Below are 14,952 nucleotides of genomic sequence, written 5' to 3' on the forward strand. Positions count from 1 at the left end.
GGCGCTCTCCTTTGCGCTTTGACATTGGGATGCGGATCGCCGGTTTCAATCCCAGCGGCGCACCTCACCGAACAGGCCGTCCCATGCTCCGGCGGACAATGCCAAACCAAGCACCCGATCGGGATTGGTTGGCGGCGGCATGATCACGCCCTCAAGCCTCGCAAATCCAAAACGAGCGTAATAAGGCGCATCGCCGACCAGCATCACACGGTCCCACCCCGCAGCCTTGCCCCGTTCGAGCGCCTCGCGGATCAGAAGGCCCCCCAACCCTTCGCCCTGCCGCGTCGGATGAACCGCAACAGGCCCCAGCAACAATGCAGAGGCGACATCGATCCGAACAGGCCAGAACCGGATCGCGCCCCCCAGAATGCCCTGCGCATCCCGGGCGACCAGCGACAGCCCGTCCACCGGTGAAACGCCGTCGCGCAACCGATAGGACGACAGCGCCTCGCGCCCCGGCGCAAAGCAGAGGTCATAGAGGGCTTCCACCTCCCACCAATCCTCCGGCCCTTCCGGGGATAGCCCGATCACCTGCGCCCTCGTTCCGTCATTCTGCGGTGGCGCTTGGCCTAGCACGGCGCTACCCCTTGGGCAAACACGACCGGAGTAAACCATGTTCTACCGCCCCGAGGATGGCCACGGCCTGCCCCACAACCCCTTCAACGCCATCGTCACGCCACGCCCGATCGGCTGGATATCGTCGCGCGACGCCCAAGGCCGCGACAACCTCGCCCCCTATTCGTTCTTCAACGCCGTGGCCTATGTGCCGCCCCAGGTCATGTTCGCCTCGACCGGCGCCAAGCCGGATCAGGACAACACCAAGGACAGCGTCGCCAACATCGCCGAGACGGGCGTGTTCTGCGTGAACATTGTGGAATACGCGCTGCGCGATGCCATGAACGCCAGCTCCGAAACCCTGGCCAAGGAGGTTGACGAATTCACCCATGCCGGGCTGGAGGCGGCCGAATGCGATACCATCCCCTGCGCCCGGGTCGCGGCCGCCCCTGCCGCTCTGGAATGTCGTCTCACCCGGATCGTGACCTTGCCCGGTGCTTCGAACACCGTGGTTTTCGGAGAGGTCACCGGCGTGCATATTCGCGACGATGTGCTGAACGACGGGCGGGTGGATGTTACCCGTTACGAACCGCTCAGCCGTCTGGGATATCGCGACTACACCCGGGTGCGGGAGGTCTTTGAACTGATGCGCCCGGACGATACTTGATCCTGCGGGACGGCGGGCGGGGCGCCTTGCCCGCGCGCGCAGGCGCGGGGGCAACAGCGCCGTCCCGGCGGCTTGGATCCGGACCAAGATGGTTTGGCGCCACCCGGCGGACCAGCACCAAGGCTAAATCAGTGTGGCGCCGCCGGTTTGCCGGGCAAACCCGCTTTCCGCCACCCGGCGGGCACTAGGCGCGGGGAACCCGCGCCTAGTGCCCGCCGAGAATTCCCGTCCTCACGCGATAATCGACCGCGAGCGCGTAATCCGGATCGTCATCGCTATCGACCATCAGATGTCCCGCTTTTTTCAAAAGCTGGTGGCAATCCCGGCTCAGGTGACGCAATTGCAGCCTCTTGCCCGCCGCCTCGTACTTCGCCGCCACCGCCTCGATCGCCTGCAACGCCGACTGATCCACCACGCGGCTATCCGCGAAATCCACGATCACCTCCGCCGGGTCTTTTGTGACGTTGAACATCTCCACAAAGCCGTCGCTGGAGCCAAAAAAGAGCGGTCCCTGCACCTGGTAGACCCTCGCCCCTTCCGGCGTCTCGTAGGTCTTGGCGTAGATGCGCTTGGCATTGTTCCACGCATAAGCCAGCGCCGACACGATCACCCCCACGACCACCGCGACCGCAAGGTCCTCCATGACCGTCACGACCGTCACCAGCACGATCACAAATGCATCCGTCAGCGGCACTTTTCTAAGGATCTTCAGTGAATTCCACGCAAACGTGCCGATCACCACCATGAACATCACGCCGACCAAGGCCGCCAGCGGGATCAGCTCGATCACCGGCGAAGCGACCAGGATGAACGCCAGCAGGAACAAAGCTGCAGCCACCCCGGCCACCCGCGTCCGTCCGCCGGATTTAACGTTGATCATCGACTGCCCGATCATGGCGCACCCGCCCATGCCGCCGAAAAAGCCGGTGACCGTGTTGGCCACGCCCTGGGCGATGCATTCCTGGCTCGCTCCTCCGCGCTGGCCTGTCATCTCGCCCACCAGGTTCAACGTCAGCAAGCTCTCGATCAACCCGATCGCCGCGAGGATCACCGCGTAAGGCAGGATGATCTCCAGCGTCTCCCAATTCAGCGGCACCATCGGGATATGAAATGGGGGCAACCCACCCTGAATCGAAGCCAGATCGCCCACGCGCGGCACGTCGAGGCCAAAGGCAATCACCAGTCCCGCCACCACGCCGATCCCCGCCAGCGGGGCCGGAATCACCTTGGTGATCCGGGGCATCGCCCAGATGATCGCCATGGTCAGCGCCACGAGCCCTAGCATCATGTAAAGCGGCGTGCCGCTCAGCCACTCACCGCCCCCCATGCCATGCCCGGTGTTCTCCATCGTGCCCGGCACCTTGAACTGCGTCAGCTGCGCGAGGAAGATTACGATGGCCAGGCCGTTGACAAAGCCCAGCATCACCGGATGCGGCACAAGGCGGATGAACTTGCCCCATTGCATCACGCCCGCAAAGACCTGGAGCAGCCCCATCAGCACCACCGTGGCAAAGAGGTATTCGACCCCGTGCTGCGCCACGAGCGCCACCATCACCACCGCCAGCGCGCCCGTCGCACCCGAAATCATGCCCGGACGCCCGCCGATCAGCGCCGTGATCAGCCCGACCAAAAATGCAGCATAAAGACCCACCAGCGGATGCACCCCCGCGACAAAGGCGAAGGCCACCGCTTCCGGCACCAGCGCCAGCGCAACCGTCAGGCCCGACAGCAGCTCCGTCCGGATCTGGCCCGGCGTCAGCCGCACCTCACCCGGTGCCACGCGAAAATCGCCAAAACGGCGCGCGCGCTCGCCCGTGGGCGCTTCAAAGAAAGCCATACTCTGTCCCATCTGTTCGCTGCATCGCAGCGATTTATCTAAGTTGGCCGCTCCACGCTACCGGGGGCAGCGGGATGCAGCTATGCGATGGGCACATATCAGGCACAGCGCGGAATGCACGGTATTCTTGGGCATACGAGGCCGATTGTCCCCTTGCGCCGCAGCGTCATTGGCCCAAAAGTAGCCGGGACGCGCGCGCAGTTATGAGGCAGGCACATGGCGGACACAAAGATCGGCGTGATCGGCGGATCGGGCATTTACGAGATCGACGGGCTTACAGATGCGGAATGGACACAAGTTGACAGCCCCTGGGGCCCACCGTCCGATGCGATCCTGACCGGCACGCTCGACGGTGTGCCCATGGCCTTCCTGCCCCGCCACGGGCGGGGCCATGTCCATTCGCCCACCACCGTGCCCTACCGCGCCAATATCGACGCGCTCAAACGGCTGGGCGTCACCGATGTCATCTCCGTCTCCGCCTGCGGCTCTTTCCGGGAAGAGATGGCGCCCGGCGATTTCGTCATCGTCGATCAGTTCATCGACCGCACCTTCGCGCGGGAGAAGTCCTTCTTCGGCACCGGCTGCGTCGCCCATGTCTCCGTCGCCCACCCGACCTGCCCGCGCCTCTCCGACGCGTGTGAGACCGCGGCGCGGGAGGCTGAGATCACCGTACGTCGCGGTGGCACCTACCTGGCGATGGAAGGCCCTCAATTCTCGTCACTGGCCGAATCGAAAATGTATCGCGATGTCTGGGGCTGCGACGTGATCGGCATGACCAACATGCCCGAAGCCAAACTCGCCCGCGAGGCGGAGCTTTGCTATGCCTCCGTCGCCATGATCACCGATTACGACAGCTGGCACCCCGATCACGGTGCGGTAGAGATCACCGATATCATCCGCACCCTTCAGGGCAATGCCGACAAGGCCCGCACCCTCGTCAGCCGCCTGCCCTTCCTGCTGGGCCCCGAGCGTCTCCCCTGCCCGCATAGTTGCGACCGCGCGCTTGAACACGCCATCATGACCGCGCCTGAAAAACGCGATCCCGCCTTGCTGGCCAAGCTGGACGCCGTGGCGGGGCGTGTGCTGCAGCCGTCATGATCTTGGATCGTCTCCTTGTTCGTCACAGGTGACATCCCGTCTCTCGATCTGGCGCAGGATGACACGCCACCGGAATTTCCAGCGCTTCGGCCCCTCCGCTTCAAAAGGAAACCAGAATGCCTTTCGACCTCTGGCTCGCTTTCGTAGCCGCTTCGACCGCCCTCCTGCTGATCCCCGGCCCTACCGTTCTGCTGGTGCTGAGCTATGCACTTTCCAAGGGCCGGAGTGTCGCCGTGGCTTCCGCCGCTGGTGTCGCGCTGGGAGACCTTGTGGCCATGACCGCCGCCCTCATGGGGCTGGGGGCCCTCGTTCTGGCGTCTGCGACGCTCTTCACATTGCTCAAATGGGCCGGGGCGATTTACCTGGTCTTTCTCGGCATCAAGCTTTTGCGCTCCGCGCCCTCCTCCGGCCTCGATGCAGTGCGCACCAGCAGGGAGGTTACCGCGCGCTCTGTCTTCGGCCATGCCGCCGCCGTCACCGCGCTCAACCCCAAATCCATCGCGTTCTTCATCGCCTTCGTTCCGCAATTCATCCGGCCCGACGCAGCGCTCTTGCCCCAATTCGCGATCCTGATCGCAACCTTCGTGGGCCTTGCCACGCTCAATGCGCTCGCCTATGCGCTGCTGGCCGACCGGCTTCGTGCCACCATCGGGCGCCCCTCCGTCATCACATGGCTCACCCGTGCAGGCGGTGCCACGCTGATCGGCATGGGCGTCCTCACAGCAACCCTTCGCCGCGCAACACCCTGAGATCACATATGAAAACCGTCCAAGACTATATCCGCACCATCGTCGACTTCCCGCATGAAGGGATCATGTTCCGTGATGTCACGACGCTTTTTGCAGACCCACGTGGATTTCGCATGGCCATCGACCAGTTGCTGCATCCCTATGCAGGTCAGCAGATCGACAAGGTCGTGGGGCTTGAGGCGCGGGGCTTCATCCTTGGCGGCGCGGTCGCGCACCAACTCACGGTTGGCTTTGTTCCGATCCGCAAAAAGGGCAAGCTGCCCGGCACCACGATCAGCCAGGACTACAAGCTCGAATACGGTGAGGCGATCGTCGAGGTTCACGATGACGCCATCCAACCCGGAGAGAAAGTGCTTGTCGTCGATGATCTGCTGGCCACCGGCGGCACGGCGGCCGCTGGCATTTCACTGATTGAACGCCTGGGCGGAGAGATCGTCAGCTGTGCTTTCGTCATCGACCTTCCAGATCTCGGCGGGCGCGCGGTTCTGGAGAAAATGGGCATGGATGTGCACGCGCTCTGCTCTTTCGAGGGCGCGTAACGTCGTCCCGAAGGATGGCCCGGACCGCCTCGACATCATTCGGTCATAAATATCTGCTTTTATCCGGGCCCTCGCAAATGCCCTCCGCAGCAGCGCCGCGAGGGCTTGATGCTCACACATCACCTCGCCGCGGCATCACGGGAATCTATCAGGCCCTGAGTACCGCACCCGGATTCATGATGCCCTTTGGATCAAGCGCTGCCTTGATCGCGCGCATCGCCGCCAGTTTGGCCGGATCGCCATAGCGCTCCAGATCGCCCACTTTCAGGCGGCCCACGCCGTGCTCTGCACTGACCGACCCTTCAAGGCGGTGGACCAGATCATGCACCGCCCGCTTGATCTTGTCCCGCTCCTCCATGTGATCCGCGCGGGTTTTCCCGGGCATTGGAAACACGTTGTAATGCAGGTTTCCATCGCCCACATGGCCGAAACAATTGATGCGAAACGGTCCCAAGGCCGCGATGACCTGTTCGCCTTGTGCAATGAAGTCCGGGATCGCTCCAATCGGGACAGAGATATCGTGGCTCGACACCGACCCGATGCGGCGGTTAGCCTCCGGCATCTGCTCCCGCACCGCCCAGAACTGATCGCGCTGCGCTTGCGATTGCGCGATCACTGCATCCGACGTGATGCCCTCGCCATGCCCGTGCTCAAAAAGCTCCGCCAGCGCCGCTTCCGCGTTCAGCCCGCGCGCCAGGCCCAACTCGATCAGCACACACCAGTCCGGCGATGTGTCAAAGGGCCGCCTGACATCCGGCAGCACCTCCGCCAGGAAATCAAACCCCTGGCGATGCATCAACTCAAAGGCACTGATCCCCTCACCCATCTGCGCGCGTGCCAACGTAAGCAATCTCAGGGCCGCCTCCGGTGTCGGCACCACGAACATCGCGGTCCCCTTCACCGCCGGCACCGGCGCCAGTTTAAGCGAGGCCGCCGTGATGACGCCCAACGTGCCTTCCGATCCGATCAACAGATTGCGCAGATCATAACCTGCATTGTCCTTGCGCAGCCGGCTGAGCCCGTGCCAGATCTGCCCGTCCGGCAACACCGCCTCGAGCCCCAGACAAAGATCCCGCGCATTGCCGTAGCGCAGGACATTAACCCCACCTGCATTTGTCGCCAGATTACCCCCGATCCGCGCCGAGCCCTCCGCGGCAAGACTGAGCGGAAACAGCCGATCGACCTCCGCCGCAGCCGCCTGCACGTCCGCCAGGATCACGCCCGCCTCGGCCACCAGCACGTTCTCCTCCGGATGAACCTCCCGGATCCGCGTCATCCGCTCCAGCGAGAGGATCACCGGGGCCATCTCGCCCTCGGCCACCTGCCCCCCGACCAGCCCCGTTCCGCCACCATAGGGGATCACCGGCACGTCTTCGGCAGCACATGCACGGATGATCTCGGCAACCTGCTCTGTCTGCGTGGGCGCCAAGACCAACCCTGCTTGTCCTGCCCAACGACCGCGCGGCTCTTCCAGATAACGCGCATCGGCGTGCCGGATCACATCCTCCGGGATCACCTGCCGAAGCCGTGCTTCGAAATTCTCATCCACGCGTGTCAGCATTGCCCGCCTCTCTATTCGGTCGCATCGCGCAACCATTCCGGTTGCAACAGCACGATGGTCGGCCGGTCCGGCAAGGTTCTCAAAGACACCTCCAGGCTCGGCCCTTCCCTGCGGTCGATGGCAAACGCGTCCGACATGTCCGTCAGAAACTCTTCCAGCGAGAAGGTGCTGAACCAGTGCATCGGGATCACCACGCTGGACCTCAGACGCCGCAGCACCTGCATCATTTCCGGCAGAGACATCGTGTACCCTCCGTCGACCGGCGCCATCACCACATCAAGCCGCCCAAGGGCCGCGAATTGCTCGTCGTTGGGCACGTGATGCAGATGCCCCAGATGCCCGATGCAAAGGCCCCCGACCTCGAACACGAAAATCGAATTGCCGTTTTCCTCTACCCCCGCAAAAGCCGAGCGGATATCGGTCGATACATTGCGCACTAGCATCTCGCCCAGGTCCAGATGATGGTCGATCCCCTCCCCGAACGGTCCCCATCCGCGCAGAACATGCGGGATCGCGGGGTCCGGGTTGGGCGTCCAATGCGTCTCATGCGCGTGGTTCATGGTGACTACATCCGGGATCAGATCAGCAGAGCCAATGAAACCCGTGAAATCGGTGACCGCGGTGAGCCCGCCCGGCGTTTGCAACAAAAAGCTGGCGTGAGAGATGTAATGCAGCCGCACGCTGAATTCTTCGACCGGCTCCGTCCAGCTTGCCTTCTGGACATAGGCCATCCCCGGCGCGGCATCGGCGATGGCGATGCAATGGCTGGGTCTTCGCTCCTGTGCCGAAGCGAGTGCCGCGCTCATGAGAAAGGCCAGACAGATCAAAAGACTGCGCATTGCATCATCCTCCTATGCTCAGAGCTAGAACCGCAGGCCGATCCTTCCACCGCCCGCGGTCAAAACCTACAGCCACGATGCGCCGGATTATGCGATCACTCTATCAGGATGGCATCGCAATGCCAGAACCCCGCGCGATGGGCTTGGGACAACGGTACTCCCCGTCTCAGGTATGTCGAGGCAACCCTAAGAGAGCGGAGCTGAGATCTGCATCTTCAAAGGGCTGACCAAGACCCCTCCCCGCAACTTGCACCGACGCCGTCGTCCGATCCTTACGTGCCGGAATTAACCCTAACGGCCATTAAGGTTAACGCATCGGACGAGGCCTCGCACGCGGTCGGCTTACGCGTGACCAGTCCCCACATGGCCGATGCCTGTTCTGACTGATGGCCCAAAGCCAAATCACACGATGCTTTTAACCCTAACCTGCACTAACCTTAATGCGCGTCATCTGGCCATCTGTGCGCGGTCCAGTCTTCTTCTCGATAAAAATACGGAAAATCCCGCCGTTGGATGCCTAAAGCGCAACGCCGATCTGTCAGACCTGACCCGCATCCGTCCGTCCGCGCCGATCACTGCGCAGCGAGGCATAAAGCACATGCGTCCGCCAGCGTCCGTCGATCTGCAGATAGGATTGCGCCACGCCCTCGTATTTGAACCCGCAGCTTTCCAAAAGCCCGCGTGACGCCTTGTTTTCAGGCAGACAGGCGGCCTCGATCCGGCTGAGATCAAGCCGGGTGAACGCATAATGCACCACCGCTCCGATCGCTTCGCGCATGAAGCCCTGACGGGCAAAGGCCGCGCCCGTCCAATACCCCAGCGTGCCTGCCTGGGCCGGTCCGCGTCGGATGTTGTCAAGCGTGATGGCGCCCACCAGGACCTCATCATGCCGCTGGAACAGAAACAGCGGCAACGCCGCACCGCTGGCGACAGAGCGCTGCGCCCAATAAACCCGGTTGGTAAAGGCTTTCCGCGTCAGATGATCGGCAGCCCAGCTTGGCTCCCACGGTGTCAGAAAGTCCTCGCTGTCCCGCCGCAAGGCCGTCCAGGGGCGAAAATCCGAATGGGTCGGCGGGCGCAGGGTCAGGCGTTCCGTCTCGATCTTCAGCTTGCGTTTGGCAAGGATCATCGGCCCATCAGGCGGCGCGCCTCTCCTGCATTTGCGTCAGGCTCGGCGCGCCCTTGACCGGTCCGTAGAGAGCCAACGCCGCACGGGCCTGGTGGGCCATCTGACCTGCAAATTCGCGCACATCTCCGGTGGTCACCGCGTCGATCCGCGCGACGGTGTCTTCCAGCGGCGGAACTTCGTCCCAGATTTGCACAAGACGGGCCAGTCGTTCGGCACGGTTCGACGGGCTTTCCAACCCCATCAGCATGCCTGCCTTCATCTGTGCGCGCGCACGGGCCACCTCTTCGGGCGACATATCATCGGCGGCGCGCTTCATTTCGTCGACCGTGATCTCGGCCAGCTCCCCGATCTGACCTGCACTCGTACCGGCATAGATCGTGGTCATGCCCGTATCCGCATAGGCCCCCGTCTGGGCAAAGATGGTATAGCAAAGCCCACGCACCTCGCGCACCTCCTGGAACAACCGGCTCGACATGCCGCCGCCCAGTGCGCTGGCGTAGATTTGCGCGGTATAGATCGCGTCGTCCCGGTATCCCGGCCCCTCCAGCGCCAGCGCGAAATGGGCCTGCTCTAGCGCCTTTTCGTGCCGTGTCTCTCCGCCTGTAAAGACCGCAGGCTCGACAACATGCGCGGGTTTGGCCTCCAGATGCCCGAACATCTGCTCTGCCATCTTCACCAGCATGTCGTGATCCACAGCACCGGCCGCCGATAGGATCATCTGCCCCGGCCCGTAATGCTCTGCCACGAAACCTGCCAGATCCGCGCGGGAGAACGCCTTCACCCGCTCCGTCGGCCCCAGGATGGTCCGCCCCAGCGGCTGGTTGCGATAGCTTTCTTCCTGCAGCCAATCGAAAATCACGTCATCCGGCGTATCATGCGCCTGGCCGATTTCCTGCAGGATCACGCCGCGCTCGATTTCGATCTCTGCCGGATCGAAGACCGGGTTCAGCACGATGTCCCCGATCACATCCAGCGCCAGCGCCACGTCGCTTTCCAGCACCCGCGCGTAATAGGCCGTCACCTCCCGGCTGGTATAGGCGTTGATGTAGCCGCCCACATCCTCGATCGCTTCGGCGATCTGCAAGGCGCTCCGTGTCTTGGTCCCCTTGAACGCCATATGCTCCAGAAAATGGGCAATGCCGTTCTGCTCAATCCGCTCGTGGCGTCCCCCCGCGGTGACCCAGATGCCGATGGCCGCCGATTGCAGCCCTGGCATATGCTCGCTGACGATCCGGAACCCGTTGGCCAGCTGGTCCTGTCTTACTGTCAATTGGCGATCTGCCCTCTGATATGGTCCTGTAAGGCGCCGAGATCATTGGCGATCCGGGTCACCCGTTCCGATCTCTCATACAGGTCCGACATCCGGGGGGGAAGAGGGGGATGCACACCGCTCGCCGCCTCCACCGCCGCCGGAAACTTCGCCGGGTGCGCGGTGGCCAGCGTCACCATTGGCACGGCCTTGTCCCGTAGTGCCTCTGCAACATGCACACCGACAGCGGAATGAGGGCACAGCAATTCTCCGCTCCGCCCCAGCCAATCGGCAATCGCTTGGTGCGTTTCCTCCTCCGACACACGGCCTGAATCGTATTGCTCCCTCAGCGCCTGCATCGCGCCCTGGCTCACCTCGAACCCGCCGGACCTCAACTCCTCCATCAGCTGCGCCACCGCGCCACCGTCCCGGTCATAGGCATCAAAGAGCGCGCGTTCAAAATTGGAGCTGACCTGGATGTCCATCGACGGGCTGATCGACGGGATCGTCTCGCCCTTGTGATAGCCTTGCCCGTTCAGACAGCGATGCAGGATATCGTTCTGGTTCGTCGCGACGACCAGCCGTTCAATGGGCAGACCCATGCGTTTGGCAATGTATCCGGCAAAGATGTCTCCGAAATTCCCCGTGGGCACCGTGAAGCTGACCCTGCGGTGCGGTGCGCCCAGGCTCACGGCAGAGGAAAAGTAATACACAACCTGTGCCAGCACCCGCGCCCAGTTGATCGAATTCACGCCCGACAGCCTCACGTCGTCGCGAAAGTCGAAATCGTTGAACATGTCCTTCACGCGCGCCTGGCAATCGTCAAAATCGCCATCGACGGCCAGCGCGTGGACATTGGCCTCGGTGGGCGTTGTCATCTGCCGCCTTTGCACTTCCGAGATGCGCCCATGAGGGTAAAGGATGAACACATCCACCGCATCCAGACCCCGGAACGCCTCGATCGCGGCCGAGCCTGTGTCGCCGCTGGTGGCGCCCACGATGGTCACCCGGTCGCCGCGCCGCTTCAACGCTTCCTCAAACAGCTGACCGATCAGCTGCATCGCGAAATCCTTGAAGGCCAGCGTGGGCCCGTGGAACAGCTCCAGCAGATAGTGCCCCTCGTTCAGCTGTACCAAGGGTGCGCGTGCATCATGGCCAAAGCCCGCATAGGCCAGCGCGATGATGTCCTGAAACTCCGCATCCGTGAACGTCTCGCCGATGAAGGGGCGCATGACACGGAAGGCCACATGCTCGTAGGGTTGCCCGGCGAGGGATGCGATATCGCCCAGGCTCATCTGCGGGATCTCAGCGGGCACGTATAAGCCGCCATCCCGGGCAAGGCCCGTCAGCATCGCCTCTTCGAATGTCAGCTCGGGCGCCTGCCCGCGGGTCGAGATGTATTTCATCGTCTCAGCTTTCGGTGCGGGCGCGGCTGCGCCACAGGAAATAGGCGGTCATCGCGACCCAGATCAGGGCCAGTGAAAACCACGTGATCGCATATTCAAGGTGATCGTTGGGAATCCCGCTCGTGTCCACGGGCAGCGGCGTCACCGACGGGTCCGTTTGCGACTTTGCCACGATCAGAACCGGCTCTGTGCCCAAGGCGTCTGCCATCGCGGGCACGTCGCGGGCGAACCAGGTGTTGCCCGCCACGTCCGGCTCCGGCGTATAGCTGTCGATCTCGCGGGGCCAATGCAGGTTACCGGTGACGTCCATCGCTCCCAGCATGCGTGCTGTGTTCTTGGCGTCTGTCGGGACGAAGCCGCGATCGACCATCACGCGCCGTCCCGTCTCTGTCTCGAACGGCGCGATCACGCGGTAGCCGGCGCCGACCCGTTTGACAGACACCAGAACGTGCAATTCCTGCCCCAGCATCTCGCCCGTCACGGCCACCGGCAGATAGCGATCCGCATCAGGTTCGAAGGTGGCGGGCAGGCCTACCGGGTCGGCGGCAATGCGGCTGTCGATCTCGGCCAGCACGCCCTCTTTCCAGGCCAGCCTTTGCACCTGCCAGACGCCAAGCCCGATCAGGATCGCCGCCCCGCTCAGCCCAAAGATCAGCAGAAATGCCAGCCGGCCCATCGCGGCTTACCCCCCTGGATGCACAAGGCGCGCGAGGAATATCTCGCGCGCCTTGTGATTGAACCTTTGTCCGGGCAGGTGCAACCCGGAAAGCCCGGGTCAGGTGACCTGAGCCACGCCATAGATGTAGACAGCGAAGAACAGGAACAGCCAAACCACATCGACAAAGTGCCAGTACCAGGCGGCGGCCTCAAAACCGATATGCTTTTCCTGCGTGAAATGCCCCTTCATCGCGCGGAAGAGACAGACCGCCAGGAAGATCGTCCCGATGATCACGTGTACGCCGTGGAAGCCCGTGGCCATGAAAAAGTTCGAATAGAACTTGTCCCCGCCGAATTCCCAGCCCTCATGCAGCAGGTGCCAGTATTCATAGGCCTGCAGCCCGGTGAACGCGACACCCAGCGCAATGCCGATGGCCAACCCGTTGATCAGGTCCTTGCGGTTGTTCTCATGCACCAGCGCATGGTGTGCCCAAGTGACGGCACAGCCCGACAGCAGCAGGATCAGGGTGTTGATCAGCGGCAGGTGGAAGGCATCGACCGGATAAATCTCGGGCGGGATGTATTCACTGCCGACATATTCGTTCATCGGATAGATGGCGTGCTTGAAGAACGACCAGAACCAGGCCGCGAAGAACATCACCTCGGACATGATGAAGAGGATGAAGCCGTATTTCAGGCCCAGCCGCACCACCGGAGTGTGATCGCCCACGCGGCTTTCGGCCACCACCTCGGACCACCACGCGAACATGACGTAGAGGACGCCGACGAAGCCGATCCAGAACAGGAACGGTGTGACGTCGTGCATCCAGAGCACGGCGCCAAAAAGCATCACAAACGCCGAGACGGACGCCAGAAGCGGCCAGATCGAGGGGTTCAGAATGTGGTAATCGTGGTTTTTTGCTTGTGCCATGTCAGTGTCCCTCACCTCGCGGCATGATTATTAGTTCAGATTTGTCTCGGTCGGTTGCTCAAGGGAGGCATAGCCCTCGGGCAGGTCGATTTCGTAAAACGTGTATGACAGTGTGATCGTGTGCACGAATTTCGCATCGCGGTCGGTTACGATCTCGGGGTCGACGAAGAAGGTCACCGGCATCTGGACCCGTTCACCGGGGGCAAGCACCTGCTCTTCGAAGCAGAAGCACTGGATCTTCGAGAAGAAAGCACCGGCATCGTAGGGTGCGACATTGTAGGCGGCCGAGCCGGCCACGGGTTTGTCGGTCGGATTATAGGCTTCGTAGAAAGCCAGACCTGTCTCTCCGATGCGAAGCTCCATCTCACGTTCCACAGGACGGAACTGCCAGGGCATATCCCGTTCCAATGACGCGTCGAAGCGGATCTTTATCGTCTGGTCGAGGATCTCCTCCGAGCCGTCCTCGGCCACGTTCGTGGCACCGCCGTAGCCCGTGACCCGGCAGAACCAGTCGTAAAGGGGAACTGAAGCCCAGGCCAGGCCACCCATAAACAGGACAACTCCAACTGTCTGGAATACCGTCTTTGACTTGCCTTGCATCATTGGCTTTGCACCTCCGCGCCACGCGGCGGTTCGAACGCGCCGCTTGTAACTTTGACAACCGTCAAACCGAAGACAACACAAATGAAAAACACCAGCACAAGCGCAACACCGATGTTGCGTCCGAACCGACGCTGGTGCAGCTCATGTTCGACCTTGATGCTCATCCCCAGCCTCCCAAACCGTAGGGCCGCAAAACCGCTTCGGCCAGAATCGCACCGAAATGCAGGAAGAGATAGAGCAGCGAAAGCTTGAAGAACGATTTCTCCACAGCGAATCCATCGGCCTCTGCCATCGCCTCGTCACGGCGCCAGATCGACCACGCCCCCTTCAGGAAAAGACCGTTCAGGATAAGGGCCGCCACCAGATAGATCGGACCGCCGATCGACGTGGCCGCCGCACCCACAGCCAACACCGCGAGCAGAACGGTGTAGGCCAGGATGTGGACGCGTGTCGCCCGACGCCCGTGGGTGACGGTAAGCATCGGCACGCCCGCATCGTCGTAATCCGACCGCATGAAGAGCGCTAGGGCCCAGAAATGCGGGGGCGTCCACATGAAGATCAGCGCAAACATCAGCCACGCCTCGACCGACAGGCTGCCGGTGGCCACGACCCATCCGATCACCGGCGGAAAGGCTCCTGCGGCACCTCCGATGACGATGTTCTGGGGGGTCAAGCGCTTGAGCCACATCGAATAAACGACCGCGTAGAAGAAGATCGTGAAGGCCAGAAGGAACCCGGCCAGCAGATTGGCGGCAAGGCCCAACATGATGACCGACAGGCCAGAGAGGGTCAGCCCGATGGCAAGCGCTTCGCCTGGCTCGACTTTACCGGCGGGAATAGGCCGCTTCTGCGTGCGGCGCATCACCTGATCGATGTCGGCATCCCACCACATGTTCAGCGCGCCCGACGCACCCGCACCCACCGCGATGAAGAGGATGGCGGCAAAGGCGACCATGGGATGAACGGCCACCGGCGCGGCGATCAGACCGACCAACGCCGTGAAAACGACAAGCGACATCACACGTGGTTTCAGCAGCGCAAAGTAGTCGCCAAAGCTGGCCTCGGGCTGCGCTAGCTGGCTATAGCTGACATCGCTCATGTTTTATCCCCAGAGAGACGGTCATCCGCCCCA

General features: G+C 62.5%; 16 protein-coding genes. 4 read left to right on the forward strand and 12 right to left on the reverse strand.

The annotated features are described in order from the left end of the window. Positions 1-45: 45 nt before the first annotated feature. Positions 46-531, reverse strand: coding sequence for a GNAT family N-acetyltransferase (locus CFI11_RS17040; RefSeq protein WP_130410061.1), 486 nt, complete (start codon positions 529-531; stop codon positions 46-48). A gap of 82 nt (positions 532-613) precedes the next feature. Between CFI11_RS17040 and CFI11_RS17045 the strand changes: the two genes are divergently transcribed. Next, positions 614-1,222 carry a flavin reductase family protein gene (locus tag CFI11_RS17045; protein WP_130408065.1) on the forward strand — a complete coding sequence of 203 codons (609 nt, stop codon included), beginning with the start codon at positions 614-616 and terminating at the stop codon, positions 1,220-1,222. A 205-nt stretch (positions 1,223-1,427) separates the two neighbouring features. Here CFI11_RS17045 and CFI11_RS17050 read toward each other — a convergent pair whose 3' ends face one another. Next, the gene (locus CFI11_RS17050) at positions 1,428-3,059 is read right to left on the reverse strand and encodes a SulP family inorganic anion transporter (protein WP_130408067.1); all 1,632 of its coding nucleotides are present in this window, start codon (positions 3,057-3,059) and stop codon (positions 1,428-1,430) included. A gap of 216 nt (positions 3,060-3,275) precedes the next feature. Between CFI11_RS17050 and CFI11_RS17055 the strand changes: the two genes are divergently transcribed. The 3 genes from CFI11_RS17055 (at position 3,276) to CFI11_RS17065 (ending at position 5,445) form a co-directional block, all read left to right on the forward strand. Then, the gene (locus tag CFI11_RS17055) at positions 3,276-4,157 is read left to right on the forward strand and encodes an S-methyl-5'-thioadenosine phosphorylase (RefSeq protein ID WP_130408069.1); all 882 of its coding nucleotides are present in this window, start codon (positions 3,276-3,278) and stop codon (positions 4,155-4,157) included. A gap of 116 nt (positions 4,158-4,273) precedes the next feature. Beyond that, positions 4,274-4,906: a LysE family translocator gene (locus CFI11_RS17060; RefSeq protein WP_130408071.1), complete on the forward strand. Its 633-nt coding sequence runs from the start codon at positions 4,274-4,276 to the stop codon at positions 4,904-4,906. A gap of 8 nt (positions 4,907-4,914) precedes the next feature. Continuing rightward, on the forward strand, positions 4,915-5,445 hold the full coding sequence (locus CFI11_RS17065) for an adenine phosphoribosyltransferase (RefSeq protein ID WP_130408073.1): 531 nt from the start codon (positions 4,915-4,917) through the stop codon (positions 5,443-5,445). A 148-nt stretch (positions 5,446-5,593) separates the two neighbouring features. On the opposite strand, the gene CFI11_RS17070 is transcribed toward CFI11_RS17065, so the two are convergent. The 10 genes from CFI11_RS17070 to cyoE form a co-directional block, all read right to left on the reverse strand. After that, positions 5,594-7,006: an FAD-binding oxidoreductase gene (locus tag CFI11_RS17070; protein WP_130408075.1), complete on the reverse strand. Its 1,413-nt coding sequence runs from the start codon at positions 7,004-7,006 to the stop codon at positions 5,594-5,596. An 11-nt stretch (positions 7,007-7,017) separates the two neighbouring features. After that, entirely contained in the window at positions 7,018-7,845 is an 828-nt protein-coding gene (locus CFI11_RS17075; protein ID WP_254448944.1) for an MBL fold metallo-hydrolase, read from the reverse strand. Positions 7,846-8,383: 538 nt separating this feature from the next. After that, entirely contained in the window at positions 8,384-8,974 is a 591-nt protein-coding gene (locus tag CFI11_RS17080) for a GNAT family N-acetyltransferase (protein ID WP_130408077.1), read from the reverse strand. Between the two features lie 7 nt (positions 8,975-8,981). After that, positions 8,982-10,244 carry a pitrilysin family protein gene (locus CFI11_RS17085; protein WP_130408079.1) on the reverse strand — a complete coding sequence of 421 codons (1,263 nt, stop codon included), beginning with the start codon at positions 10,242-10,244 and terminating at the stop codon, positions 8,982-8,984. Next, the gene (gene thrC / locus CFI11_RS17090) at positions 10,241-11,629 is read right to left on the reverse strand and encodes a threonine synthase (protein WP_130408081.1); all 1,389 of its coding nucleotides are present in this window, start codon (positions 11,627-11,629) and stop codon (positions 10,241-10,243) included. Before thrC ends, CFI11_RS17085 begins: the two co-directional genes overlap by 4 nt. Positions 11,630-11,633: 4 nt before the next feature. After that, positions 11,634-12,305 (reverse strand): SURF1 family protein, encoded by a 672-nt coding sequence (locus tag CFI11_RS17095; protein ID WP_130408083.1) that lies wholly within the window; start codon positions 12,303-12,305, stop codon positions 11,634-11,636. Positions 12,306-12,404: 99 nt separating this feature from the next. Continuing rightward, positions 12,405-13,217: a cytochrome c oxidase subunit 3 gene (locus CFI11_RS17100; RefSeq protein ID WP_130408085.1), complete on the reverse strand. Its 813-nt coding sequence runs from the start codon at positions 13,215-13,217 to the stop codon at positions 12,405-12,407. A 30-nt stretch (positions 13,218-13,247) separates the two neighbouring features. Further along, on the reverse strand, positions 13,248-13,820 hold the full coding sequence (locus CFI11_RS17105; RefSeq protein WP_130408087.1) for a cytochrome c oxidase assembly protein: 573 nt from the start codon (positions 13,818-13,820) through the stop codon (positions 13,248-13,250). Continuing rightward, on the reverse strand, positions 13,817-13,984 hold the full coding sequence (locus tag CFI11_RS24360; protein WP_165390294.1) for a hypothetical protein: 168 nt from the start codon (positions 13,982-13,984) through the stop codon (positions 13,817-13,819). The genes CFI11_RS17105 and CFI11_RS24360 overlap by 4 nt, the downstream gene beginning before the upstream one ends. Next, positions 13,981-14,919, reverse strand: a complete 939-nt coding sequence (gene cyoE / locus CFI11_RS17110; RefSeq protein ID WP_130408089.1) for a heme o synthase — start codon at positions 14,917-14,919, stop codon at positions 13,981-13,983. Before cyoE ends, CFI11_RS24360 begins: the two co-directional genes overlap by 4 nt. Positions 14,920-14,952 lie beyond the last annotated feature (33 nt).

The sequence above is a fragment of the Thalassococcus sp. S3 genome (assembly GCF_004216475.1).
Classification (GTDB): Bacteria; Pseudomonadota; Alphaproteobacteria; order Rhodobacterales; family Rhodobacteraceae.

Excerpts from the sequence above, each read along its gene's own strand:
- CFI11_RS17045 (WP_130408065.1), top strand. The coding sequence starts at position 614 with ATGTTCTACCGCCCCGAGGATGGCCACGGCCTGCCCCACAACCCCTTC.
- CFI11_RS17050 (WP_130408067.1), bottom strand. The coding sequence starts at position 3,059 with ATGGCTTTCTTTGAAGCGCCCACGGGCGAGCGCGCGCGCCGTTTTGGC.
- CFI11_RS17055 (WP_130408069.1), top strand. The coding sequence starts at position 3,276 with ATGGCGGACACAAAGATCGGCGTGATCGGCGGATCGGGCATTTACGAG.
- CFI11_RS17060 (WP_130408071.1), top strand. The coding sequence starts at position 4,274 with ATGCCTTTCGACCTCTGGCTCGCTTTCGTAGCCGCTTCGACCGCCCTC.
- CFI11_RS17065 (WP_130408073.1), top strand. The coding sequence starts at position 4,915 with ATGAAAACCGTCCAAGACTATATCCGCACCATCGTCGACTTCCCGCAT.
- CFI11_RS17070 (WP_130408075.1), bottom strand. The coding sequence starts at position 7,006 with ATGCTGACACGCGTGGATGAGAATTTCGAAGCACGGCTTCGGCAGGTG.
- CFI11_RS17075 (WP_254448944.1), bottom strand. The coding sequence starts at position 7,845 with ATGCGCAGTCTTTTGATCTGTCTGGCCTTTCTCATGAGCGCGGCACTC.
- CFI11_RS17080 (WP_130408077.1), bottom strand. The coding sequence starts at position 8,974 with ATGATCCTTGCCAAACGCAAGCTGAAGATCGAGACGGAACGCCTGACC.
- thrC (WP_130408081.1), bottom strand. The coding sequence starts at position 11,629 with ATGAAATACATCTCGACCCGCGGGCAGGCGCCCGAGCTGACATTCGAA.
- CFI11_RS17095 (WP_130408083.1), bottom strand. The coding sequence starts at position 12,305 with ATGGGCCGGCTGGCATTTCTGCTGATCTTTGGGCTGAGCGGGGCGGCG.
- CFI11_RS17100 (WP_130408085.1), bottom strand. The coding sequence starts at position 13,217 with ATGGCACAAGCAAAAAACCACGATTACCACATTCTGAACCCCTCGATC.
- CFI11_RS17105 (WP_130408087.1), bottom strand. The coding sequence starts at position 13,820 with ATGATGCAAGGCAAGTCAAAGACGGTATTCCAGACAGTTGGAGTTGTC.
- CFI11_RS24360 (WP_165390294.1), bottom strand. The coding sequence starts at position 13,984 with ATGAGCATCAAGGTCGAACATGAGCTGCACCAGCGTCGGTTCGGACGC.
- cyoE (WP_130408089.1), bottom strand. The coding sequence starts at position 14,919 with ATGAGCGATGTCAGCTATAGCCAGCTAGCGCAGCCCGAGGCCAGCTTT.